Annotated in this window: 27 protein-coding genes; 10 read left to right on the forward strand and 17 right to left on the reverse strand. The window is 59.5% G+C overall.

Annotation, left to right across the window (positions count from 1 at the left end; translation table 11 throughout):
- Positions 1 to 91 precede the first annotated feature (91 nt).
- The 10 genes from PMI28_RS11860 to PMI28_RS11815 all read right to left on the reverse strand — a co-directional run bounded on the left by PMI28_RS11860 (position 92) and on the right by PMI28_RS11815 (position 9,283).
- A complete protein-coding gene (locus PMI28_RS11860) occupies positions 92 to 901 on the reverse strand; it encodes a transglutaminase family protein (RefSeq protein WP_007988084.1) in 810 nt (269 codons plus the stop codon).
- On the reverse strand, positions 898 to 1,848 hold the full coding sequence (locus PMI28_RS11855; protein WP_007988086.1) for an alpha-E domain-containing protein: 951 nt from the start codon (positions 1,846 to 1,848) through the stop codon (positions 898 to 900). The genes PMI28_RS11860 and PMI28_RS11855 overlap by 4 nt, the downstream gene beginning before the upstream one ends.
- A gap of 12 nt (positions 1,849 to 1,860) precedes the next feature.
- Positions 1,861 to 3,270, reverse strand: coding sequence for a circularly permuted type 2 ATP-grasp protein (locus tag PMI28_RS11850; RefSeq protein ID WP_007988088.1), 1,410 nt, complete (start codon positions 3,268 to 3,270; stop codon positions 1,861 to 1,863).
- Between the two features lie 368 nt (positions 3,271 to 3,638).
- Positions 3,639 to 3,983 carry a ribonuclease E inhibitor RraB gene (locus PMI28_RS11845; RefSeq protein WP_007988090.1) on the reverse strand — a complete coding sequence of 115 codons (345 nt, stop codon included), beginning with the start codon at positions 3,981 to 3,983 and terminating at the stop codon, positions 3,639 to 3,641.
- A gap of 210 nt (positions 3,984 to 4,193) precedes the next feature.
- A complete protein-coding gene (locus PMI28_RS11840) occupies positions 4,194 to 4,427 on the reverse strand; it encodes a hypothetical protein (RefSeq protein WP_007988093.1) in 234 nt (77 codons plus the stop codon).
- 195 nt (positions 4,428 to 4,622) lie between these two features.
- On the reverse strand, positions 4,623 to 5,498 hold the full coding sequence (speE, locus tag PMI28_RS11835) for a polyamine aminopropyltransferase (RefSeq protein WP_007988095.1): 876 nt from the start codon (positions 5,496 to 5,498) through the stop codon (positions 4,623 to 4,625).
- A 261-nt stretch (positions 5,499 to 5,759) separates the two neighbouring features.
- A complete protein-coding gene (locus PMI28_RS11830) occupies positions 5,760 to 5,951 on the reverse strand; it encodes a PLDc N-terminal domain-containing protein (RefSeq protein WP_007988097.1) in 192 nt (63 codons plus the stop codon).
- Positions 5,952 to 6,033: 82 nt separating this feature from the next.
- Positions 6,034 to 6,564, reverse strand: a complete 531-nt coding sequence (locus PMI28_RS11825) for a hypothetical protein (protein WP_007988099.1) — start codon at positions 6,562 to 6,564, stop codon at positions 6,034 to 6,036.
- Between the two features lie 264 nt (positions 6,565 to 6,828).
- Positions 6,829 to 7,347 carry an ankyrin repeat domain-containing protein gene (locus PMI28_RS11820; protein ID WP_007988100.1) on the reverse strand — a complete coding sequence of 173 codons (519 nt, stop codon included), beginning with the start codon at positions 7,345 to 7,347 and terminating at the stop codon, positions 6,829 to 6,831.
- Between the two features lie 97 nt (positions 7,348 to 7,444).
- Complete coding sequence (locus PMI28_RS11815) at positions 7,445 to 9,283, reverse strand: long-chain-acyl-CoA synthetase (RefSeq protein WP_007988101.1); 1,839 nt, start codon at positions 9,281 to 9,283, stop codon at positions 7,445 to 7,447.
- A gap of 356 nt (positions 9,284 to 9,639) precedes the next feature.
- Here PMI28_RS11815 and PMI28_RS11810 point away from each other — a divergent pair, with 356 nt between their 5' ends.
- Complete coding sequence (locus PMI28_RS11810; protein ID WP_007988104.1) at positions 9,640 to 9,918, forward strand: DUF3509 domain-containing protein; 279 nt, start codon at positions 9,640 to 9,642, stop codon at positions 9,916 to 9,918.
- A 108-nt stretch (positions 9,919 to 10,026) separates the two neighbouring features.
- On the opposite strand, the gene mtnC is transcribed toward PMI28_RS11810, so the two are convergent.
- The 5 genes from mtnC to aroC are packed head-to-tail and all read right to left on the reverse strand — an operon-like array spanning position 10,027 to position 14,175.
- Positions 10,027 to 10,710 carry an acireductone synthase gene (gene mtnC / locus PMI28_RS11805; RefSeq protein WP_007988107.1) on the reverse strand — a complete coding sequence of 228 codons (684 nt, stop codon included), beginning with the start codon at positions 10,708 to 10,710 and terminating at the stop codon, positions 10,027 to 10,029.
- A 4-nt stretch (positions 10,711 to 10,714) separates the two neighbouring features.
- Positions 10,715 to 11,260 (reverse strand): 1,2-dihydroxy-3-keto-5-methylthiopentene dioxygenase, encoded by a 546-nt coding sequence (locus tag PMI28_RS11800; protein WP_007988110.1) that lies wholly within the window; start codon positions 11,258 to 11,260, stop codon positions 10,715 to 10,717.
- Positions 11,261 to 11,280: 20 nt separating this feature from the next.
- Positions 11,281 to 11,907, reverse strand: coding sequence for a methylthioribulose 1-phosphate dehydratase (locus PMI28_RS11795; protein WP_007988111.1), 627 nt, complete (start codon positions 11,905 to 11,907; stop codon positions 11,281 to 11,283).
- Positions 11,904 to 13,049 (reverse strand): MFS transporter, encoded by a 1,146-nt coding sequence (locus PMI28_RS11790; RefSeq protein WP_007988113.1) that lies wholly within the window; start codon positions 13,047 to 13,049, stop codon positions 11,904 to 11,906. Before PMI28_RS11790 ends, PMI28_RS11795 begins: the two co-directional genes overlap by 4 nt.
- Before the next feature lie 34 nt (positions 13,050 to 13,083).
- A complete protein-coding gene (aroC, locus tag PMI28_RS11785; protein ID WP_007988116.1) occupies positions 13,084 to 14,175 on the reverse strand; it encodes a chorismate synthase in 1,092 nt (363 codons plus the stop codon).
- An 83-nt stretch (positions 14,176 to 14,258) separates the two neighbouring features.
- Between aroC and PMI28_RS11780 the strand changes: the two genes are divergently transcribed.
- Together PMI28_RS11780 and PMI28_RS11775 are read left to right on the forward strand one after the other, a co-directional pair.
- Positions 14,259 to 15,257 (forward strand): alpha/beta hydrolase, encoded by a 999-nt coding sequence (locus PMI28_RS11780; protein WP_007988118.1) that lies wholly within the window; start codon positions 14,259 to 14,261, stop codon positions 15,255 to 15,257.
- A gap of 93 nt (positions 15,258 to 15,350) precedes the next feature.
- A complete protein-coding gene (locus PMI28_RS11775) occupies positions 15,351 to 16,142 on the forward strand; it encodes a hypothetical protein (RefSeq protein WP_007988120.1) in 792 nt (263 codons plus the stop codon).
- A 182-nt stretch (positions 16,143 to 16,324) separates the two neighbouring features.
- On the opposite strand, the gene prmB is transcribed toward PMI28_RS11775, so the two are convergent.
- On the reverse strand, positions 16,325 to 17,233 hold the full coding sequence (prmB, locus tag PMI28_RS11770) for a 50S ribosomal protein L3 N(5)-glutamine methyltransferase (protein WP_007988122.1): 909 nt from the start codon (positions 17,231 to 17,233) through the stop codon (positions 16,325 to 16,327).
- A 239-nt stretch (positions 17,234 to 17,472) separates the two neighbouring features.
- Here prmB and PMI28_RS11765 point away from each other — a divergent pair, with 239 nt between their 5' ends.
- The 5 genes from PMI28_RS11765 (at position 17,473) to PMI28_RS11745 (ending at position 20,260) form a co-directional block, all read left to right on the forward strand.
- Positions 17,473 to 18,063 carry a cysteine hydrolase family protein gene (locus tag PMI28_RS11765; RefSeq protein ID WP_007988124.1) on the forward strand — a complete coding sequence of 197 codons (591 nt, stop codon included), beginning with the start codon at positions 17,473 to 17,475 and terminating at the stop codon, positions 18,061 to 18,063.
- A 131-nt stretch (positions 18,064 to 18,194) separates the two neighbouring features.
- Positions 18,195 to 18,515 carry a hypothetical protein gene (locus tag PMI28_RS11760; protein WP_007988126.1) on the forward strand — a complete coding sequence of 107 codons (321 nt, stop codon included), beginning with the start codon at positions 18,195 to 18,197 and terminating at the stop codon, positions 18,513 to 18,515.
- 88 nt (positions 18,516 to 18,603) lie between these two features.
- A complete protein-coding gene (locus PMI28_RS11755; RefSeq protein WP_007988128.1) occupies positions 18,604 to 19,161 on the forward strand; it encodes a Smr/MutS family protein in 558 nt (185 codons plus the stop codon).
- A 77-nt stretch (positions 19,162 to 19,238) separates the two neighbouring features.
- Positions 19,239 to 19,784, forward strand: coding sequence for a GTP cyclohydrolase I FolE (gene folE / locus PMI28_RS11750; RefSeq protein WP_007988130.1), 546 nt, complete (start codon positions 19,239 to 19,241; stop codon positions 19,782 to 19,784).
- 104 nt (positions 19,785 to 19,888) lie between these two features.
- A complete protein-coding gene (locus tag PMI28_RS11745) occupies positions 19,889 to 20,260 on the forward strand; it encodes a glutathione S-transferase N-terminal domain-containing protein (protein WP_007988133.1) in 372 nt (123 codons plus the stop codon).
- 158 nt (positions 20,261 to 20,418) lie between these two features.
- On the opposite strand, the gene PMI28_RS11740 is transcribed toward PMI28_RS11745, so the two are convergent.
- On the reverse strand, positions 20,419 to 21,585 hold the full coding sequence (locus PMI28_RS11740; protein ID WP_007988135.1) for an aminotransferase-like domain-containing protein: 1,167 nt from the start codon (positions 21,583 to 21,585) through the stop codon (positions 20,419 to 20,421).
- Between the two features lie 82 nt (positions 21,586 to 21,667).
- Between PMI28_RS11740 and PMI28_RS11735 the strand changes: the two genes are divergently transcribed.
- Together PMI28_RS11735 and PMI28_RS11730 are read left to right on the forward strand one after the other, a co-directional pair.
- Entirely contained in the window at positions 21,668 to 22,114 is a 447-nt protein-coding gene (locus tag PMI28_RS11735) for a MarR family winged helix-turn-helix transcriptional regulator (RefSeq protein WP_007988137.1), read from the forward strand.
- 345 nt (positions 22,115 to 22,459) lie between these two features.
- On the forward strand, positions 22,460 to 23,809 hold the full coding sequence (locus PMI28_RS11730; protein ID WP_007988140.1) for an NCS2 family permease: 1,350 nt from the start codon (positions 22,460 to 22,462) through the stop codon (positions 23,807 to 23,809).
- Positions 23,810 to 23,878: the final 69 nt, after the last annotated feature.

A 23,878-nucleotide genomic window follows, 5' to 3' on the forward strand; every position in this document is an offset into this window, starting at 1 on the left:
GGACTGGCCTCTTCGCGAGCAAGCCCGCTCCCACATTGGAATGTGTTCCCCCTGTGGGAGCGGGCTTGCTCGCGAAGCGGTATCCCGAACTCTACTGCTGCTGCACCGAAATCACCGGCGCGGGTGTCGGTGACACCAGCACCTTGGCATGCATCTGCTCACACCCGCCGCCCCGGCGCATACCCCGTACCGGGCAGGCATCCAGGTAATCCAGGCCCACCGCCAGTTTCAGATGGCGTTCCGGCCGGGCCAGTTCATTGGTCACGTCGAAACTGTACCAGGCGTCATCCAGCCAGGCTTCAGCCCAGGCGTGACTGGCCAGGTGTTCGCTGTTTTCGCTGTACAGATACCCCGACACATATCGAGCCGGAATGCCCAGGCTGCGGGTGCAGGCAAGAAACGCATGGGTGTGGTCCTGACAAACGCCGGAACGCCCGGCAAACGCCTGGGCCGCGCTGGTGTCGACTTCCGTGGAGCCCGGCGTGTAAGTCATATGCTGGTTGAGGCCGTGCATCAAATCGATCAGCGCCGTGCGATCGCGACGCTGCTTGCATTCCTTCTCGGCGAACGCACGCAGGGCGGCGTCAGCTTCAGTCAAACGGGTGAAACGCAGAAACGGCAGTGCCGACTGACTCTCGTGCTCGGCCTCACGCATTTCGTCGATATCGACCTGGCCACGGGCGCCGATGATGATCGCCTCGTGGGGCTCGTCCATGGTCAGCACATGCAGGATGTTGCCGAACGGATCGAGTTGCGCGCGCACCGGGCGCGGCAGGTCGAGCTGCCAACTGAGCACGTGCTGGCGCTCGCTGTCGTGGGGAGTCAGTCGCAGGTACTGGATGCTCGCCCGCACCTTGTCTTCGTAGTGATAGGTGGTCTCGTGGCTAATGGAAAGTCTCATGCGGCCTCCAGATAAGAACTGTGAATCGCGTTACCCAACTGGCGCACCAGCGGGATGAACTCGGTCAGCCAGGCGTGCAGGCCTTCTTCGAGAATTTCATGGATGCCGGTGTAGCGCAGGCGTGCGTCCATTTCTGCCGCCAGGCGCTGTGCGGGACGACCGTTGGCCCCCGGCAATTGCGCGAGGATCAGGTCGATTTCTTCGGTGCAGGCGCGCAGGGATCGCGGCACATCGGCACGCAGCAACAGCAATTCGGCGACATGCCGGGCGCCGGGGGCGTCGCGGTAGATTTCCGTGTAGGCCTCGAATGACGACAACGCCCGCAGCAACGCGCTCCATTGGTAATACGCATGGGCAGTGCCATCGCTGACCGCTGCGGCCTGATCGCCAGCCATTTCGTAGCGGGCATCGAGCAGGCGCAAGGTGTTGTCCGCCCGTTCGATAAAGGTCCCCAGACGAATGAAGCGAAACGCATCGTTACGCATGATGGTGCCGTAGGACGCGCCCCGGAACAGGTGGGAACGTTCCTTGATCCACTCGCAGAAACGGCTCATGCCGTAGCGACTGAGACCCTGTTCGGCGATGCCGCGAATTTCCAGCCAGGTGGCGTTGATGTTTTCCCACATGTCGGCGGTGATGCGCCCACGCACCGCATGGGCGCTGGCCCGTGCGGCACCGAGGCAGCTGTAGATGCTCGCCGGGTTGGCCGCATCCAGAGCGAAGAAATGCAGCAGCCGTTCGGCATGCAGTTCGCCGTGGCGCTCCAGGTAATCGTCGAGGGTGCCGGTGATCAACAGCGGCATGGCCAGTTCGTGCAAACCGTCGCCACGGCCGTCTTGCGGCATCAGCGACAGCGAATAGCTGATGTCGAGCATCCGTGCGAGGTTTTCCGCCCGCTCCAGGTAACGCGACATCCAATACAAATCCGAGGCAGTTCTACTTAACATGGCAGGCTTCCTTTAATCCTCGACCACCCAGGTGTCCTTGGTTCCGCCGCCCTGGGAGGAGTTGACCACCAGGGAGCCTTCGCGCAGGGCGACACGGGTCAAACCGCCGGGTACGACCCGGGTTTCACGGCCCGACAAAACAAACGGCCGCAAGTCGATGTGGCGTGGCGCGATGCCGTTTTCGACAAAGGTCGGACAGGTCGACAGCGACAGCGTCGGTTGCGCGATGTACGCATGGGGCTTGGCGATAATGCGCGCACGGAAGGCTTCGATTTCCGCCGCCGTCGCCGCCGGCCCCACCAGCATTCCGTACCCGCCAGAGCCTTGGGTTTCCTTGACCACCAGTTCTGGAAGATTGGCCAGTACGTGGGAAAGTTCAGACGGGTTACGGCATTGCCAGGTCGGCACGTTCTTCAGGATCGGTTCTTCATCGAGGTAAAAACGGATCATGTCGGTAACAAACGGATACACCGACTTGTCGTCCGCCACCCCGGTGCCGATGGCATTGGCCAGCACCACGTTGCCGGAACGGTAGGACGACAGCAGCCCGGGCACGCCGAGCATCGATTCCGGATTGAAGGCCAGCGGATCGAGGAAGGCGTCATCGAGGCGACGATAAATCACGTCGACCGCTTTCGGCCCGTCGGTGGTGCGCATGTAGACCTTGTCGTCACGCACGAACAGGTCAGCGCCCTCCACCAGTTCCACGCCCATTTCCCGCGCCAGGAACGCATGCTCGAAGAACGCACTGTTGAAGCGCCCCGGCGTCAGCACCACCACGCTCGGGTTATCGATGGGGCTTGAGCTTTTCAGGGTGTCGAGCAGCAGGTTCGGGTAATGGTCGATAGGGGCGATGCGTTGCGCCGCGAACAGTTCGGGGAACAGACGCATCATCATCTTGCGGTCTTCGAGCATGTAGCTGACGCCGCTCGGTGTTCGCAGATTGTCTTCGAGCACGTAGTAGGTGCCGTCGCCGTCGCGCACCAGGTCGACGCCAGAGATGTGCGAATAGATATCGCGGTGCAGGTCCAGCCCCTGCATTGCCAACTGGTACTGCTCGTTGGCCAGCACCTGCTCGGCCGGAATGATCCCGGCCTTGATGATGCGCTGCTCGTGATAGAGGTCGGCGAGGAACATGTTCAACGCCTTGACTCTCTGGATGCAGCCGCGCTCGACAATCCGCCATTCGCTGGCGGGGATGCTGCGCGGGATGGTATCGAATGGAATCAGGCGCTCTGTGCCCTGCTCGTCCCCGTAGAGCGTGAAGGTAATCCCGGCGCGATGAAACAACAGATCGGCCTCGCGTCGCCGTTGTGCCAGAAGCTCGTCAGGCGTCTCGGCCAGCCAACGGGCAAACTCCCGATAATGCGGGCGGACCTGGCCGCCGGCATCGTACATCTCATCAAAATAGGTTCGGATCATGCCGTACTCCTTGTCACTCGGACGTCCAGACCTTCGCAAGGCCCGTGCCATCGGCATAAACGCTTAAATTTCAATCGGTTGGATAATCAAGACGCAGTCACCGCACCAATCCTGTGCGACAAATGCCCCAACCTGATTGCCCCCGCTTCATTGCAAGGCGTAGTGGTCGCCTATCACCAGCATAGCCAGAGTTGATTTCACTGCCCGGCAACGGGTGCGGATAATCCGGGCATTCGCTGAAAAGCTCACCGAACTTCCCTTTTAGCCGCCTGCCCAGGCGGCTTTTTTTTGCTGATGTTCAATGCCCCCAAATGAAAACGGCCAACCCGAAGGTCAGCCGTCATTGCCGGTTGTCACTGTCCATAAGGTTATGCGAGTCGCCCTCGTACCTCCTGTTTCACACCCCAGCCTTCGATAATGCCGCCCAACGGCTCGACCACCGCTTCGAAACCCTGTTCGAAGTCGCCGATGTCGTCGTAGGTGGCATACATGACTTTGCTCAACTCCAGAGCCCAGGCGCCGTCGTCGCGCACACTGACTTGCGCATTCAGGGATTCACCACGGTGGAAATGACCTGCCGCCCTGCGTGCCCGCTCCTCGTCCGGGAAAATGGCGTAGAACTCGATGGGATGAAACCGTGAAAAGTCAAAACCGCCTTCTTTCATGCGGCGCAACACGCTGCTGCTGATGTCTTCTTGATAGGCTGTGCTCATGAAACGTCCTCCTCAAAACGATGGATAGACTTTCCGTACTCCCTCACCCGCAACCGAACAGCGCGAGCGACGGCAACCAATGAGCCGGCGGGAAACAAGCATGGAGCTGACAAGACCAGACCTTAGCGATTCAATCGCTGATCTCGCTTGCAGAGTAGCCTCAAGATAGAGCCTCTGCCAAGGTCTGGATGTGAATGCGACAGGTGTCGTTCAGATTGGAGAAATACCGAGGATTTGAATGCTGTTCTGGAACTTGAGTTCTTTGACACACGCATCGGCGGTCCGCCCCTCTAGATCGTTCAGATCCAGTTCGGCGACGACAGGAAGAAATCGGGCCTTGATGAGCCTGGCGGCACGCTCGTAGTCCGGGCGCTCGATGCACTCGAACACTTCGTCGACGGTTTCGCCATGATCATCCACGAAAGTGACCTTCCACTTTTGCATTGGTGCCTCCTCGATAAAACCCATGGATGGGCTTACATCTATCTCGACCTTGTTAGCTGGCCGATTGTTCCGCCGCAATTCAGTGTGGGAGCGGGCTTGCTCGCGAAGAGGGTATGTCAGTGACAGAGTTGCTGGCTGACACACCCTCTTCGCGAGCAAGCCCGCTCCCACAGGTTTGGTGCGTGGACTGAAAGATCAGTCGTTGCTTGGCTTGTTCACTGCCTGCAACACGTACTGCGGCAGGGCGAAGGCGCCGATGTGAATTTCAGGATTGTAGTAGCGGGTGACGATGCCGCTGCCCGTGAAACGCTGTTGCAGGGTTTCGCGGGACAACTTGCGATAAGCGGTATTGGTGGCGCCCCAGGCGAAGGTCATCGAGCCGCCGATGTAGGTCGGCACGGCGGCCTGGTAGAAGTGCCAGTCCGGGAACAGGCTGCGCAGGCGACCAGCGGTAGTCTTCACTTCTTCGATCTGCATGAACGGCGTGCCGTTCTGGGTCACCAGGATGCCGCCTTCGTTCAGGCAGCGGCGGCAGGCCTGGTAGAAGTTTTCCGAGAACAGCACTTCGCCCGGCCCGATCGGGTCGGTGGAGTCGGAAATGATCACGTCGAATTTTTCAGTGGTGGTGGCGACAAAACGCATGCCGTCGTCGATCACCAGGTTCAGGCGCGGATCATCGAATGCACCCTTGGAGTGATTCGGCAGGAATTCCTTGCACATGTCGACCACGGTGCCGTCGATCTCGACCATGGTGATGTGTTCGACACTGCGGTGCTTGGCCACTTCACGCAACATGCCGCCATCGCCGCCGCCGATGATCAACACGCGCTTGGCGGTGCCATGGGCGAGGATCGGCACGTGGGTAAGCATTTCGTGGTAGATGAATTCGTCGGCTTCGGTGGTCTGGATTACGCCATCCAGTGCCATGACCCGGCCCATGCGCGGGTTTTCGAAGATCACCAGGTGCTGGTGTTCGGTGCGCACTTCGTGCAGCAGTTTTTCCATGCGAAAACGCTGGCCGTAGCCTTCGTAGAGGGTTTCCAGGTAGTCGCTGGTCGGGGTGTTGCTCATGGGAAGTGCTCCGATGAATGCGGGTGGCAACGGACGGTTACCCGCCCATGATGGCCATTCGTTCGTCTCGAATGACCGGGAAAGGCGCGCATTCTACGTCGCGGAAGATGACAGGTCGAACCTCACTTGTTCGACTTGCCACAATCCTGTGGGAGCGGGCTTGCTCGCGAAGCAGGCAACTCGGTCTGTCGGCGAACCGCGTGATCGTTCTTCGCGAGCAAGCCCGCTCCCACAGGGTCAGTGTTGTTTGTGGGAAATCCGTCAGAATTTGACATTACCCCGCGGCCCGGCGATGGCCCAGATGATCAGTCCCAGCACTGGCAATAGCGCGATCAACAGCACCCAGAGGATTTTCATCCCGGTCTCGGCGCCACTTTTGAACACGTTGACGATGGCCCAGATATCCAGGGCAAAAATGATCAAGGCAACCAGGCTGTTGAACGTGGAACCCATGGTGACGCTCCTGAAGAGTGATTTGCCCTCTTAGGATAGACGGTCGTCGCGAGGGTTCCGTTTTATTGACAGTGTCTGGCTATCAGACGTGGATGGCCACTTTCAGGGCTTCCAGGGACGGTGCGGCTGCGATGCCAACTTCAGCGCACAACTCCAGCACCCGTGGCACGTCGTTGCCGTAGACCAGTACCACCTGCAGCTCGTCATCGAGCAACTGGCTGAAGTTCATCAGCGTGTAGCCACCGTTTTCCTTGTTCAGGCTGCTCATCTGCACCTGGATGCGGTTGAGCGCGGTCAGGGCTTCGGTCTTGGCCAGTTGCTTGGGCTTGAGATTGAACTCCACTCCCGGGCCAAACGAAGCGACGATCCGGGCGAACAGGTCCATGTAGGTGTCAGCCTGGAACAGCACCGTTTCCGGCAGGCTGCCGACCACCACCCACTCACCCAGCGGGATCGGGAAGGTTTCGTCGTAGTTGATGTCCGGATTGGCTGTCAGGAAAGCATTCTGATCGGCGTAGGCCTGGGCCGCTTCGTCTGCGACCTTGAGGATTTCGTCTTCGCCCATGCACCCGGAGCTGATTTTGCTGATGAGTTCGGCGAGTGCGGCTTTCATGGGGCGGATCCTGTAGCGAGGGGGATTTTGAGGGCGCGAAGGATAGCGCATTCTGTCGCTGATCGCTTGGGACAGGCATAAACCTGTGGCGAGGGAGCTTGCTCCCGTCGGGTCGCGAAGCGGCCCCAAAATCAGACGATGCGATTTGTCAGACAGACCGCGCTGAATGGATTTGCGACTGCTGCGCAGTCGAGCGGGAGCAAGCTCCCTCGCCACAAAAACTCCCTCGCCACAAAGGAATCATCAACCACAAATTCGTCGATATCAGCCCAAGAGCTTCTGCAACTGCGCAACCGTATCGGAAGCGCCCATGGTTTTAGCCGCTTCCAGCGCGGTGATGCCATTGGCGTCCTTGGCTTTCGGGTCGGCCCCCTTGCTGATCAGGTAGTCGACCACTTCGACGCGGTTGAACATTGCCGCCATCATCAGCGCCGTGCGGCCGTCGAAGGACGAACCTTCTACCTGTGCACCGCCGTCGACCAAGGCCTTGATCACCGCCAGGTCGCCCTTGAAGGCGGCCCCGGCAATCGGGCTCTGGCCATTGTCGTTGCGGATCTCCGGATCGGCCTTGTGCTCCAGCAGCACTTTAACTGTGTCCACATGACCGTGATACGCGGCCAGCATCAGCAACGTATCGCCCTTGTGGTTACGCAGGTTCGGCGGCAAACCCTTGGTCAACAGCGCAGCCATCATCGCCGCATCGCCCTCCCGAGCCTTGTTGAATACCTGTTCGGTGAATTCGGCGGCTTCTTCGGGGGTCATCTGGCGGCTTTTGTCTGACATTGGGCACTCCAATTTCTGTCATTCGTAAAAGCCGACAGTTTCCCGAGCGCTCCCGGCACTGTCACTTGTTTTTTCTCATGGACCGCCATAGCCAGATTCAATAGCGGTACTTGCCGCCGTGAATGTCAGACAACAACTGCTCCGTAACCTGCACGTAAGTCTGGGTCCCCGGCAGCCAGGCATAGATCGGGTCATCACCGGTTTTGCCCGGGTCGAAGGCCTCGTCCTTGAGTCGGGTCTTCTGATATTTGAAAGTCCCGGTGGTTTCCATTTTCACTTTCACTCGCAGGAACAATGGCACCGCATAGGCCGGCATTTGCTCACGGGCGAAGGCCAGCAGTTCACTGAAGTCCAGGGTCGCCAGGGATTCGGCGGGGGTAATCGCCGCCATCCCGGCCCGGCCATTGGTGTTGTGGATTTCCACGCCATAGGCGACGGCTTCGGAAATATGCGGATGTTGCAGGAGGATGTTTTCCACCTCCGTGGTCGAGACGTTTTCGCCCTTCCAGCGGTAGGTGTCGCCCAGGCGGTCGACAAACTGCGCATGCCCAAAGCCGATGTTGCGCAACAGGTCACCGGTGTTGAAGTAGCGGTCGCCCTTCTCGAACACATCGTGGAGCACGACCCTGGCGGTTTTCTGCGGATCGGTGTAGCCGTCCAGCGGTGCCTTGTCGTCGATTTTCGCCAGCAACAACCCCTGCTCGCCCTTGGCGACCTTGCGCATCAGGCCCTTGGCATCACGAATCGGTGCACCGCTGTCGTGGTCGTATACGACCAGCTCCCAGCGCATCAGGGAAAAACCGATGGTGTTGTCGAAATTCAGAATGTTGGTGAACCCGATATTGCCGTCGCTGGCGGCGTACAGCTCGCAAATGTGATTCACCGCAAAGCGGGTCTTGAACTCGTTCCAGGCGCCGGGACGCAAGCCGTTGCCGATCATCTTCTTCACGCCGTGCCGGTTGTCGTCGGCGCTGGGTGGTTGATCGACCAGGTAGCGGCACAGTTCGCCGACATAACCGATGGTGGTCGCCCGGTACTTGCGCACGTCGTTCCAGAATTGACTGGCGCTGAACTTGCGGCGGATGGCGAACCCGCTGGCACCACTGACGGCCGAACCCCAGCACACGCAAAGCCCCGTGGCGTGGTACAGCGGCAAGGTGCAATAAACGACATCGTCCGCACGCATGTCCAGGGCGATCATGCCGAAACTCGCGGAGCTGCGCATCCAGCGTCCGTGCTTGAACACGCCCGCCTTGGGCAGCCCCGTGGTGCCCGAGGTGTAGATGTAAAAGCAGGGATCGTCGAAGAAAATCTGCTGGCTGCTGGCCGGGTTGTCACTGGCGCCATCAAGACTGACGGTCATCAGGTTGATGAAACCTTCAGGTGCGATGCCCGGTTGGCGAGAGGTGTCCTGATCGGCGACGAACCAGGTGCGCTCGGCCTTGATCGACACCCGGTCACGCACCGCCAGGTACGCCGGGACCAACTCCTCCCCGACAATGATCGCCGCCGGCGCCACCAGATTCACACTGTGCACCAGGGTGTCGCGGGTCTGTGAGGTATTGAGCAACGCGCTGATCGCGCCGACCTTGGCCACCGCCAGAATCGTCACCAGCAGTTCGGGGCGGTTCTCGATGAAGACCGCCACCACATCACCCTTGCCGATGCCTTGGCCGATCAAGTGATGGGCGATGCGGTTGGCCCATTGGTTGACCTCGCAATAACTGAGCGTTACCTCGCCTTGCAACAGCGCCGGGCCATCCGGGTTGTGCAGGGTGGCTTGCTCGAAACTCCAGCCCAAACCACACGCCTGGGTCGGGTCCTTGACGTTGGCGACCTTCATGCCCTTCACCACCCGAGGGATGGCTTTGGCAATGGAAGGCAACTTGCGGAGCATCATGCCCCAGGTAATCGTGTCGTTTGACGTGCGGCTCATGATGCTCCCGTTCGATCTTTTTATTGTCGGGCTGCGATGACTGAATCCGAAAATACGTCAACGGTTCTTGAGCTGTACACGCGGTTTTTGAAATGTTTTGTATCCGGGATCTTGATCCACAACAACGGTGTGAAAAATCGTGATCTCACCCACGCCAATTGGTTCCATCGAGTCGCCGACGTACCTGCAAAATGCAGGATGCACGATGGCCATTCATGCAGATTGCACGAAAGCAAAAATCACTTAAAACCGTAACATGTTGATTTTGCTTAATATTATTCAGCTGAAATGAATGGCACAAAGGCTGCAACAGTCTCTCCATGCTTGCCATTCAAGTCATCACGGAGCTGAACGACATGAGCCTTATCCAGGAAAAATTTTCGTCCTTATTCTCCAACTTTGCAGTCACTACCCAAGAGCGCCCTGACGGTGGGATCCTGCTGACCCTGGACGGCGGCGAAGGCAAAGTGTTCAAGCGCTCGATTTCCTACCAGCAATTGCACAATGGCGATCAACTGTCGTGGGTCATCAGTGCGATTCGCCGCGACCTCGCTGAACAAGCCAGTGAACTGCCGCAGATTTCCATGCTGCAAAGCCAGCAACGGTTTGCCCTGCCGACCTATCATTCGCTGTAAAAAAATGTGGGAGCGGGCTTGCTCGCGAAAGCGGTGCGTCAGTCAACATCAACGTTGAATGACATACCGCTTTCGCGAGCAAGCCCGCTCCCACAGGGTTTGTGGCGTTTAGAAATTAGCGGGATTTATCCGCGCAAAGCTGTCCACGGTGACATGCCCTGCCAGTTCCCCGCCCTCACGGGCCAGGCCGCAGGTGGCCATCCCCGCTGCACGCGCCGCATCCAGCTCTTCGACGATGTCGGACAGAAACAGAATTTGCCCCGCCTCGATGTTGATCGCCTGGATGATGTTGGCGTAGGACTGCGCCTCGCGCTTAGGCCCTGACGTCGTATCGAAATAACCGCTGAACAGCGGTGTCAGGTCCCCCGCCTCGGAGCAACCGAAGATCAGCCGCTGGGCCTGGATCGAGCCGGACGAATAAACAAAAAGTTGATAACCAGCCTGATGCCAGTCTTTAAGCGCCTCAACGGCGTCCGGGTAAACGTGGCCCTTCAACTGCCCGGCCTGATAGCCCTGCTCCCAGACCATGCCCTGCAACGCTTTCAACGGCGTGGCCTTGCGGTCTTCGGCAATCCAGCCCAACAGGATCTCGATGACCCGTTCGACGTCGGCATTCGGCTCGTTGCTGTCACGGCGTACGGCGGCCAGCTGTTCAGCTACGTCAACGCGCTCGGCCTGCTGACGAACAAACGCCGGCAGATGTTTGGCAGCATAGGGAAACAGCACGTCGAACACAAAACTCACCGCGCTGGTGGTGCCTTCGATATCGGTGAGAATCGCTTTGATCGGCATCGACTCAGTCCTCAAGACGCGGAAATTGGCTGGCGATGTCTTCACCGGTGAAATTGGCCACCCAGCCTTCCGGGTTGTTGAACAGGCGGATCGCAATGAAGTGCGGATGCTCGCCCATGTCGAACCAGTGTTTGGTCCCCGCCGGCACCGAGATCAGGTCGTTTTTCTCGCAGAGCACCGCGTAGACGTAATCGTCGATGTGCAGGGTAAACAGGCCGCGCCCGGCGACGAAAAATCTTACTTCGTCTTCGCCATGGCGGTGTTCGTTGAGGAACTTGGCGCGCAGTTCGGCTTTTTGCGGGTGGTCGCTGTTGAGGCTGATCACGTCGACGGTGATGTAACCGCGCTCGGTCATCAGTTGGTCGATTTGCGCCTGATAGGCCGCAATCACTTCATCCTGGCTGGCGCCCGGCTGGAGCTTGGTGGCGGCCTGCCAACGGTCGAAGCGCACGCCTTGTTCGGCCAGGGTCGAGGCGATGTCTTCGAAATGGGTCAGCACCTTGTTGGGAATTTCAGGGCTGGAGACGTGATAAACGGACAGGCTGCTCATCAGGGCAACTCCTTAACGGTTCATGCTTTAAGGTTCAAGAGCGAGCGCATTTTCAACTCGCACTCGAACAAAAATTCAAAGGCCTCGATCTGCCGCAGGGCATCGCTCATGCGCGAGCCCCAGGTATAGAGGCCATGGCCGCGGATCAGGTAGCCGACGCAATCGGGATGGGCGTCGAGCCAAGGCTGCACCTTGGCGGCCAGGCGCGCAATGTCCTGGTCGTTGTCGAAAATCGGCACACGCACCCGGGACTCGTGGGTCGTCACACCGCTGAAGGCTTTTTGCAGTTCGTAGTCTTCGAACTCGATGAAGTCTTGTTGCGTCAGGCGCGACAGTACTGTGGCGTTCACCGAATGGGTGTGCAGCACCGCACCGATCTCAGGGCGCCAGCTGTAAAGCTGGGTGTGCAACAGGGTTTCGGCGGACGGTTTCTTGCCCGGTTCCAGGCTGTTGCCTGACAGGTCGGTGGCCAGCACATCGTCCATGCCGAGTTGCCCCTTGTGCTTGCCGGACACGGTCAGCAAGGCTTCGGTCGGCGACAGGCGGGTCGAGTAATTGCTGCTGGTGGCCGGCGACCAACCGCGGCCATACAGAAAACGCCCGGCGTCGATGATTTCCTGGGCGAGGTGTTCACGGGTAAGGCTCATGGCCTGTCCTCTTGCATACATGTGGCAATGGTAACGGCAGCCGCGACGGCTGCGAGGCTGGCAATACTAAAGGTCAATGCGGCGCCAAGGGCGTTCCAGCTGTAACCGGCGTACAACGCGCCCAATGCGCCACCGGTGCCGGCCAGGGCGGCATACAGCGCCTGACCCTGGCCTTGCTGGCGCGCGCCGAAACTACGTTGCACGAATTGAATGGCAGCGGCGTGAAAGCTGCCGAACGTCGCCGCGTGCAACACCTGGGCAAACAACAGCACCCACAGAAATTCCGCGAGCGTGCCCAGCAACAACCAACGCAGCGCCGCCAGCAGAAAACTGGCCATCAGCACCCGGCGCAGCGAGACGCGCGCGAGGATCCGGCTCATGGCCAGAAACATCAGGACTTCGGCTACCACGCCGACCGCCCAGAGCATGCCGATCACACCGCGGCTGTAACCCAGTCGCTCAAGGTGCAGCGTCAAAAACGTGTAATACGGCCCGTGGCTCATCTGCATCAGCGCCACGCAAGCATAAAACGCCAAAACGCCGGGACTGCGCAGTTGCTTGAGGAATCCCTCCCCCGCCGCCCGGTTGCCCGGCGCCGGTTGAGCGTTCGGTACCCACAGGCTGCTGAGCACGATGCCGGCCAGGATCAGTACCAGCGCCGCCGGGTAGATGTCGAGGCTCAGCCATTCGAACAGCCGCCCCAGCACGACCACGGTGATGATGAAACCGATCGAGCCCCACAGGCGAATCTGGCTGTAGCGCGAGGTTTGCCCTTGCAAGTGCGCCAGGGTGATGACTTCGAACTGCGGCAACACCGCGTGCCAGAAGAACGCATGCAAGGCCATGACCATCGCCAGCCAGGCATAGGTCTTGCTGACGAAAATCAGCGAGAACGTCAGCAACGTGCACACCGCGCCGAAGCGTACGATGGCCAGCCGCTTGCCGGTGTAGTCACCCAGCCAGCCCCAGATGTTCGGCGCCACGCAACGCATCAGCATCGGGATCGCCACCAGTTCGCCGATGCGCGCGGCGCTGAATCCGAGGTGATCGAAGTACAGCGCCAGAAACGGCGCTGTCGAACCGAGCAAGGCGAAATAGAACAGATAGAAACTGGAAAGCCGCCAGTACGGGAGCGCCGCCACGCCGATCAAACCGCAGCGGCTGCGAGGTCAGCCATTAAAGCTGACCCAGCACCGGCGTGCTCACCCGCACATCGGCGTTCTGCCCACGGTGACGCAGCAGGTGATCCATCAGCACGATGGCCATCATCGCTTCGGCAATCGGCGTGGCGCGGATGCCCACGCACGGATCGTGACGGCCCTTGGTGATCACTTCCACCGGGTTGCCATGAATGTCGATGGAGCGGCCCGGCGTGGTGATGCTCGATGTCGGCTTCAGCGCCAGGTGCGCAACGATTGGCTGACCGGAGGAAATACCGCCGAGAATGCCGCCAGCGTTATTGCTGAGGAAACCTTCCGGGGTCATTTCATCGCGATGCTCGGTGCCGCGCTGGGCGACGCTGGCAAAACCGGCGCCGATTTCCACGCCCTTGACCGCGTTGATGCTCATCAGCGCGTGGGCCAGTTCGGCGTCGAGACGGTCGAAGATCGGTTCGCCCAGGCCCGGCATCACGCCTTCGGCGACCACGGTGATCTTCGCGCCGACCGAATCCTGGTCGCGGCGCAACTGGTCCATGTAGGCTTCCAGTTCCGGCACTTTGTCCGGGTCCGGGCTGAAGAAAGCGTTCTGCTCCACCGAATCCCAGGTCTTGAACGGGATTTCAATCGGCCCGAGCTGGCTCATGTAGCCACGAATGACGATGCCCTGGCTGGCCAGGTATTTTTTCGCAATCGCACCGGCCGCGACGCGCATCGCGGTTTCGCGGGCCGAACTGCGACCGCCGCCGCGATAATCGCGCTCACCGTACTTGTGGTGGTAGGTGTAGTCGGCGTGGGCCGGGCGGAACAGATCCTTGATCGCCGAGTAGTCCTTGGACTTCTGGTCGGTGTTACGGATCAACAGACCGATGGCGCAACCGGTGGTGCGACCTTCGAACACACCAGAAAGAATTTCGACTTCGTCGGCTTCCTGGCGCTGGGTGGTGTGGCGGCTGGTGCCGGGTTTGCGGCGGTCCAGGTCACGCTGCAGATCCTCCAGGGATAGCTCCAGGCCCGGCGGGCAGCCATCGACAATGGCGACCAACGCCGGACCATGGCTTTCGCCCGCGGTGGTGACAGTGAACAGCTTGCCGTAGGTATTGCCGGACATGCAGGACGCTCCGTGAAATGAACCTGAATACGTAATGCGCGCCAGTATACGCAGGCTACCCAAGTAGTTCATCCTCGAACCTTATGGGTGCCTGTGAGTCCAACCGGCACCTTCTTGATGATGGCGCGATGATGCTGCGAGTTTTAGCCTTGAGCCTTACCCTGATTTCCGGCTTCGCCCAGGCGACTGTCCTGCAACGACCGATCACATTGGATACAGGCACTGGCGAGCTTTTCGGCTCGCTGTTACTGCCCAAATCCGACAACCCTGTGCCGGTTGTCCTGATCATTTCCGGCTCCGGCCCTACGGATCGTGACGGAAACAACGCCGATGGCGGGCGCAATGACAGCCTCAAGCGCCTGGCCTGGGTGCTGGCCAAACACAACATTGCCAGCGTGCGTTACGACAAACGTGGCGTGGCCGCGAGCCTGGCGGCGACCCCGGATGAACGAAACCTGACGGTAGAGGCCTATGTGTCCGATGCCCAAGCCTGGGGCCAGAAGCTCAAGACCGATCCGCGCTTCGGCAAACTGATTGTGCTGGGTCACAGCGAGGGCGCCTTGATTGCCAGCCTCGCTGCGCCGGGCATCGATGCCGATGCGGTGATTTCTGTTTCCGGCAGCGCAAGGCCGGTTGATCAGGTCATTCGCCAGCAACTGGGCAATCGCCTGCCACCACCGCTGATGCTGCGCAGCAATGAATTACTCGATAGCCTCAAGGCCGGGAAACCCGACGACAACGTGCCGCCACCGTTGCAGGCCATTTTCCGTCCGAGCGTGCAGCCGTATCTGATTTCCCTGTTCCGCCAAGACCCGGCCGCGGCGTTTGCCAAGCTGAAGATGCCGGCGCTGATCATCCAGGGCAGCAACGACATCCAGGTCGGCGTCAATGACGCAAGGCTGCTCAAGGCTGCCAAACCGGACGCCGAACTGGCACTGATCGAAGGCATGAACCACGTCATGCGCATCGTGCCCAACGACGTCAAACGCCAGCTGGCTTCCTATAAAGATCCGCAATTGCCCCTGGCGGCGGAACTGGGCGCGCGAATCCTCGGGTTTATTGACGGACTTAGCACCGGTTAAGCGCTGTTTAAGTCTTGAAAAAAACGGCCGATAAGCCTTTGTCGCCAGCAGATTGGCTGGCGACAAGCTGAGCTTGGACAGGATCTCGCCGTTATGACTGACACCCAGAGTTCACCCGACACCACCGCTGAAAAAGACGCACCGCCAGCGGTCGAGCTGCCTTGGGCGGACGTCCACGTCGAGCACCACAAGATGCTCCGTCTGGCGCCGCTGCAGACTGACCGCAACACGGGCGGGCGCCCGTTGCGCTTTGTCGAGTTCGGCTATGCCGAGCGCAACGACAAGGAACGCAGCCTGATGCGCATGAGCATCACCCTGCCCGGCCAGCGTGTGCGCAAGGAACAGAATCATCTGGACGTGTGGGTCGATCACACCGAAAAGCGCGTGCATTTCGCCCCGGATAGCGGGTTGCAGGTTGAACCGCTGAACCGTGGCATTGGCCGATTCATGGCGGCCCAGGGCATCAATTGGGCGAAGAAGCGCTGGCCGACCTACACCGTCGACGGCTTTGACCTGAGCAACAAGGAAGCGCTGAACGAAGACACCCGCCTGCGCCGCGATCACTTTTTGCGCGTGCACGGTTTCGACGTGGTGTATGCCGATGCCCAGCATTTGAAAGGCAGCGTCAAGCCGGTCAAGGTCGGCGACCTTGCTGGCGACTGGAACAGCGAAAAACTGCAGGTCGTGGAAATTCTCGAGGCGGCGCAGATGCTCCAGCAAGCCGAGCAGAACCTGGCCGAGCAGGAAGTCAAACTCAAGAAACACGAAGAAAAAGTCAGCAAGTACAAACGCGAAGACGCCGGGCTGCGCTTCACCATTACCTGCCTGGTGGCATTTGCGGTGTTTCAGGCGGGGTTGCTGATCTGGATTGCCACGCACCGGTAGGACCTGAGTCGAGTGGCCTAATGTGGCGAGGGAGCTTGCTCCCGTTGGGCTGCGAAGCAGCCCTGAAACCGGACATCACAATTCTTTCAGATAAATCATTGCCACCTGTTTTGCGACCGCTTTGCGCTCGAGCGGGAGCAAGCTCCCTCGCCACAAAAGCTGCCCCGCCACAGTGACGGGTCTTAAACGCGGGAAACGAACAACGCCTGATGCTCCCGGCACTGCTCCGCGCTCAGCATGAACACACCGTGGCCGCCACGCTCGAACTCCAGCCAGGCAAAGTCGACTTCCGGGTACAACGCCTCGACGTGCACCTGGCTGTTGCCCACTTCGACAATCAGCAAGCCCTTCTCGGTCAAGTGATCCGCTGCTTCGGCGAGCATGCGGCGCACCAGGTTCAAGCCGTCATCGCCGCACGCCAGGCCCAGCTCCGGTTCGTGCTGGTATTCGTCCGGCATGTCGGCGAAATCTTCCGCATCGACGTAGGGCGGGTTCGACACGATCAGGTCGAAACGTTGTCCCGGCAAGCCCTCGAAACCGTCGCCCTGCACCGTGTACACACGTTCATCGACACCATGGCGCTCGATGTTCTGGTTGGCCACTTCCAGCGCTTCGTACGACAGGTCAGCCAATACCACCTCGGCATTCTGGAACTCGTAGCCGCAGGCAATGCCAATGCAACCGGAACCGGTGCACAGATCGAGAATTCGCGCCGGCTCCGAAGCCAGCCAAGGAGTAAAACGATTTTCGATCAACTCGCCAATCGGTGAACGCGGGATCAAAACGCGCTCATCGACGATGAACGACATGCCGCAGAACCAGGCCTCGCCCAGCAGATACGCAGTCGGAACCCGATCTTCGATCCGGCGCTTGAGCAAGTTTTGCAGATGGACCAGTTCGTCCTCTTCCAGATTGCAGTCGAGGTAGCTGTCGGCGATTTCCCACGGCAGATGCAGCGCGCCCAACACCAATTGCCGGGCTTCGTCCCAGGCGTTGTCGGTGCCATGGCCGAAAAACAGATCCTCCCCATGGAAGCGGCTGACGGCCCAACGGATATGGTCACGCAGGGTACGAAGGCGGGAAGTGATCACGACGGCAAACTCCAGAAAAATCGACGGGCAATTCTACCAGTCAAACGACGCCACGACGACGCGAGAAAACTACCGGCTCAAATGTAGGAGTTATCCGTTTTTCCGCTTGGCTATTGAACAAAACGCGACTATTGACAAGGCTACAGGCCAGCAACGACGGCACCTACGATCGTAGCGATTCACAGAACCGCTCAGCCAGAGGACAATGTCGCAAAAGCCCCACTCCAAGGAGCCCCAGAATGTCCGTTCCAAAAACGATGTTTCAACTCAGCGGCCGCGGTTATCCGGCAGCCAAACTGAGCCAAGCGACCCTTATCATCATCGATGCCCAGAAAGAATATTTGAGCGGGCCACTGGCCCTCAGCGGCATGGATGAGGCCGTCGCGAACATCAAGCAATTGCTCGCCGCTGCCCGTGCCGCCGGCCGGCCGATCGTGCATGTCCGCCACCTCGGTACGCTCGGCGGGTTGTTCAACCCGCAAGGCGTCGGTGGTGAGTTCATTCCGGGCCTGGAGCCACAGAGTGACGAAACTGTCATCGGTAAATTGCTGCCAAGCGCGTTCCACGGCACCGAACTGGCCAAACGCCTGGAGGACCTCGGCGCCCTCGACCTGATCGTCTGCGGTTTCATGAGTCACTCCAGCGTCAGCACCACTGTGCGCGCAGCGAAGAACCTTGGCTTCCGCTGCACACTCATTGAAGACGCCTGTGCCACTCGCGATTTGCCTTACAAGGGCGGCGTCCTGAGCGCCGAGCACGTTCATCAGACCGAAATGGCGATCATGGGCGATAACTTCGCCACCCTCGCCTTGACCCACGAACTGGTCTGATCGGCGCCCCATGAGCGGTCAAAAACGCCGCTCATCCGCAAAAACCTCTCATGTGCCGTAATTGTCTTAGCCTCAGGAACATCCCGGTCAACTCCCGGTCGAAGGGCCGATACCCATAGAGGAAGGTCGGAATGAAGTTATCCGATGGTTTTGACGCTCGCCGCTTGCGGCCCAAAGGCCAACGCAATTGGCGTTTTCGAATCGGCGCAACGATAGCCGCGTTGCTGGCCATGAGCGGTGTGTTGCTCGCCATGGCCGGTGTCGCCAGCCTGCTCGGTCACGCCCCCGCCCTCGGCGAGATGAACACCAACCGTGCCGGTGCGGCGGTGATCCTGGCGATTGGTCTGGTGGTGCTGTACCTCGGCGTGTGGCTGTGGCGCCGCTGCCGTCGCCGCTCGCGTCAGTCACAAGAACTGAACATGTCCCCGCATCTGATGAAAAAACACGACTGAGACCAAGATCGAGACCGAACGCCGCGCGTTTTGTCGCGCCCGATTCGCTTCGAGTTGGGTAAACTGGCCGCCCTTCGCGGAGGCTGACATGCAAGACGACGATTTTTCCCTGTTCAAAAGCGCGATCCAAGGCGTCAAGCCGATCAAGCACGATCGCGCCGAAACCGGCAAGCCCAAGGCTGACCGCGCGCAGATCGCCAAGCTGCGTCTAGCGGCCACTGTGCGCACCGAATCCACCACCGTTGACGGGCTGTCCGATCAGTTCGTCATCGACGTCGGCCCTGAAGACGAGCTGATGTGGGCGCGTGACGGCGTGCAGGAAAGCCAGATGCGCAAGCTCAAGATCGGCCAGATTCCGTTCGAAGGCAGCCTCGACCTGCATGGCATGAGCGTGGAAAAAGCCCGGGAAACCCTCTGGGCGTTCCTGGCCGAAGCCACTAAATTCGAAATCCGCTGCGTGCGCGTCACCCATGGCAAGGCTGTACGCCTGGACGGCAAGCGGCCGATGATCAAAAGCCACGTCAACACTTGGCTGCGCCAGCATCCACAGGTGCTCGGTTTCACCTCGTGCCAGGCCAAACACGGCGGTGCCGGCGCGGTTTATGTGATGCTCAAACGCACCATGATGGAAGGTCGCGACGAGTAAAGCTGATGCGCCACGCTTGCAGCGTCGTGTCCGTCACCGTACCCTTGCCCTTTGCGTAAAATCCCACAGGTAGTTTCATGTCCCTGGAACAGAATTACACGGCGATCCTCGGCCAGCTCGGCGAGGACGTTTCCCGCGAAGGCCTGCTCGACACGCCAAAACGTGCCGCCAAAGCCATGCAGTATCTCTGCCGCGGCTATGAACAGACGCTGGAAGAGGTCACCAACGGTGCCCTGTTCAGCTCCGACAACAGCGAAATGGTGCTGGTCAAGGACATCGAGTTGTACTCGTTGTGCGAACACCACCTGCTGCCGTTCATCGGCAAGGCTCACGTCGCCTACATCCCGAGCGGAAAGGTTCTGGGCCTGTCGAAGGTGGCGCGGATCGTCGATATGTACGCCCGTCGCCTGCAGATCCAGGAAAACCTCAGCCGCCAGATCGCCGATGCGGTCCAGCAAGTCACCGGCGCCCTGGGCGTTGCGGTGGTGATCGAGGCCAAGCACATGTGCATGATGATGCGCGGTGTGGAGAAGCAGAATTCGACGATGATCACCTCGGTGATGCTCGGTGAGTTCCGTGAAAACGCCGCGACCCGCAGCGAATTCCTCAGCCTCATCAAGTAATTCGCGGCACGAAGAAAACCGGCATTCATCGCCGGTTTTTTTTCGCCCGTAAAAAATCAGGTAAGCTGCGCGCCCTTCTTCATTTGCACCGTGAGGCTTTCAACGTGTTCGTAAAAGCGCTTCGTGTCGGCCTTGGCCAACTGATCATCTTCATCGACTTCATCACCCGTCCGGGCAAGAAAAAGCGCCCCGCCGCGGCTCAGGCCCAGGTCGAAGCGGCCGCCAAGGGCCTGACGCTGTATCAATTCCACGCCTGCCCGTTCTGCGTGAAGACTCGCCGCACCCTGCGCCGTCTGAACGTGCCGGTGGCCCTTCGCGATGCGAAGAACAACGAGCAGGATCGCCAGACCTTGCTGGAGCAAGGTGGCAAGATCAAGGTGCCGTGCCTGCGCATTGAAGAGAATGGCCAGACCACCTGGATGTATGAATCCAAGGTGATCATTGATTACCTGGACAAGCGATTTGCGGCTGCCTGATTTGCTTGTGGTGTTCTGACTGACGCCTTCGCGAGCAAGCCCGCTCCCACAGTTGACCGCATTTCCCTGTGGGAGCGGGCTTGCTCGCGAAGAGGCCGGCACAGGCACCGCAAACCTCAGACAAAAATAAACCGGCCCATTGGCCGGTTTATTTGTATCTAGGCCGCTTGTGTCGCCTGCGCCTGTCGCACCACTCCCGCCAAACGCTTGAGCCCTTCATCCAGTCGCGCAGGCTCAATGTGGCTGAAGTTCAACCGCAAATACCCCGGATGGTTATCCGGCTCGGGAAAGAACGGTTCGCCCGGCATGAACGCCACGTCGTTGGCCAACGCAGCGTCGAGCAAGGTTCGGGTGTCCTGTGGCTGCTTGAGTTTCAACCAGAAAAACAGCCCGCCCTGCGGCACATTCCAATCTGCCAGATCGGAGAAATGAGTTTCCAGCGCTGCCTGAAACGCATCCCGACGTCCACGGTAAAAATCGCGCAACTCACTGCGGTGCTGTTGATATTTCTCGCTGCCAATCCATTGCAGCGCCTGCCACTGGCCGACCCGATTGGTGTGCAAATCCGCCGACTGCTTGAGTTTCAACAGATGGGGAAACAGGTCTGGACTGGCGATCAAGTAGCCGACACGTAAACCCGGCAACAGGGTTTTCGACACGGTGCCGGTGTAGATCCAACTGGCGTTTTTCAAGCGACTGACAATCGGCCTGGCGCTGCCGCCATCAAAGGTCAGTTCGCGGTAAGGCTCGTCTTCGATCAACGTGACGCCGAACTCATCAAGCAACGCGGCCACCGCATCGCGCCTGGTTTCGCTGTAGCGCACGGCCGATGGATTCTGGAAGGTCGGGATCAGGTAGATGAAGGCTGGACTGTGTTTTTCCAGGCGTGCGCGCAATTGCTCCAGGTTCGGACCGTCGGCCTCCAGCGGCACGGTCAGGCAATCGGCGCCAAACAGTTGGAAGATCTGCAACGCCGCCAGATAAGTCGGCGCTTCGAGCAGGACTTCAGTGCCCTTGTCGATGTAGAGCTTGGCTGCCAGGTCGAGGGTCTGCTGTGAGCCGCTGACCACCAGTACCTGCCCTGCCTCGCACGGCACTCCCAACGCTCGTGCTTCTGCCGCCAAAGCTTCACGCAGCGCCGGCTCGCCTTCGCTCATGCCGTATTGGCCCATGGACAACGGCATGTCGGCCCATTCGACCTTCGGCAGCATGGCTTCGGCTGGCAGGCCGCCGGCAAACGACATCATCTGCGGACTCTGGGCCGCGGCGAGGATTTCACGGATCAAAGAACTTTTAAGGCGCGAGACACGTTCGGAAAAAGCCATGGGGATCACCGGTAGCGAGGCACGAGGAAAATGAGTCAAACTTGTTGACCGAAATTACGCCAGCTCGAATGGATACGTCAATATGCTTGACCTTAAAAACCCGATCTCCCAGCAGCAAGCCATGGAAGCGTTTTTCTTCGGCTACCAGGCCTTCACCGCCAAAGCCGATGAAATGCTCGAACGTCGCGGCCTGAGCCGGGTGCATCAGCGCATCGTGTTTTTCATCGCCCGCTATCCGAACCTGAGCGTCAAGGAGTTGCTGGCCTTGCTCGGCGTGAGCAAGCAGGCGCTGAACATGCCGTTGCGGCAATTGTTGGAGATGCATCTGGTCGAAAGCGTCGCGTCCGAGACTGACAAGCGTAAGCGCTTGCTGGAATTGACTGCTGAAGGCGCACGGTTTGAGCAGGCGTTGAGGCGTGAGCAGGTGAAATTGCTGGAACGGGTGTTTGCCGAGGCTGGGGAGACGGCGGTGAATGGGTGGCTGGCGGTGAATCTGGCATTGGGGAAAAGTCAGGCGCATACCGACTGAATCATTCTGCCTGCTGATTTTGATGCTGGCTGATCCGGCCTCTTCGCGGGCAAGCCCGCTCCCACAGTGATTGATGGTGTCCACAAATCTTGTGACTGACCGGTTTTCCTGTGGGAGCGGGCTTGCTCGCGAAGGGGCCGGAACAGGCGATATATCCCTAAAGCCAAACTTTTCGTCGACAAAATCAAAAACATTATTTGCATTCTTTGTATACAAAAGCATAATCCACCTCGTGCGAGTTCCTGACCAAGCGGTCAACAAATTCGCAAGTGCCTCAAAGGGCCGCTGCCACCCTCATGGGTCCGGCCCTGGAAATAACAATAAAACTCTTGAGGAGTATTCGCTGTGGAAAGCCGCAAATCCGAAGCATCGACGCTGGAACTCTCGCCGCCATTACGCAATGGCTTGCTGGAACGTCTGTTCAAACTCAGCTTGCACGGCACCACGGTGAAGACCGAGTTGATTGCCGGTCTGACAACCTTCATCACCATGGCTTACATCATCTTCGTTAACCCCAATATCATGGCCGACGCCGGGATCGACCACGGTGCCGCGTTCGTCGCCACCTGCATCGCCGCCGCACTCGGTTGCCTGTTGATGGGCCTGTACGCCAACTGGCCAGTCGGCCTGGCACCAGGCATGGGGCTGAACGCCTTCTTCACCTACACCGTGGTCGGCACCATGGGCTACAACTGGGAAACCGCCCTCGGCGCAGTGTTCGTTTCCGGTGTGCTGTTCATGATCCTGACCTTCTCGCGGATCCGCGAATGGCTGCTCAACAGCATTCCGGTCAGCCTGCGCTTCGCCATGGGCGCCGGCGTGGGACTGTTCCTGGGGCTGATCGGCCTGAAAACCGCGGGTATCGTCGTCGATAGCCCGGCCACGCTGATCAAGCTCGGTTCCCTGCGCGAGCCCGGCCCGCTGCTCGCCGCCGTGTGCTTCCTGATGATTGCCATCCTCAGCTATCACAAGGTGTTCGGCGCAATCCTCATCAGCATCATTACCGTGACCCTCGCCGGCTGGGGCCTTGGGTTGGTGCACTACGAGGGCATCATGTCGGCCCCGCCAAGCCTGGCACCGACCTGGATGGCCATGAACGTCGCCGGTGTGTTCAACGTCAGCATGATCAGCGTGGTGCTGGCGTTCCTCTTCGTGCACATGTTCGACACCGCCGGCACACTGATGGGCGTTGCCCAGCGCGCCAATCTGGTGGGCGCTGACGGCCGCATCGAAAACCTTTCCCGCGCAATGAAAGCCGACAGTGCTTCCAGCGTATTCGGTGCGGTAGTTGGCGTTCCGCCGGTCACCAGCTACGTGGAAAGTGCTGCTGGTGTCGCTGCGGGTGGTCGGACTGGTCTTACCGCAGTCACCGTTGGTGTGCTATTTATAGCTGCAATGTTTTTCGCACCGCTGGCAGGCATGATTCCCGCCTATGCCACCGCTGGTGCACTGATTTATGTGGCAATGCTGATGATGGGCGGCATGGCCCACATCGAATGGGATGAAGCGACCGATAGCATTCCGGCGATTGTCACCGCGATCATGATGCCGCTGACCTTCTCGGTCGCCGACGGTATCGCGCTGGGCTTCATCACCTACGTGGCGTTGAAGGCCGGCACCGGCAAGTACAAGGAAATTTCCGTAAGCCTGTGGGTGCTCTGCGCGATCTTCATCGCCAAGTTCATCTTCTTGTAAGCCACACGCTGTACGCGCTTGAAAACAGCCTCACCCCGTCGGGTGGGGCTTTTGTGCAAATGGAGGAAA

This window comes from Pseudomonas sp. GM48, from assembly GCF_000282335.1.
Classification (GTDB): domain Bacteria; phylum Pseudomonadota; class Gammaproteobacteria; order Pseudomonadales; family Pseudomonadaceae; genus Aquipseudomonas.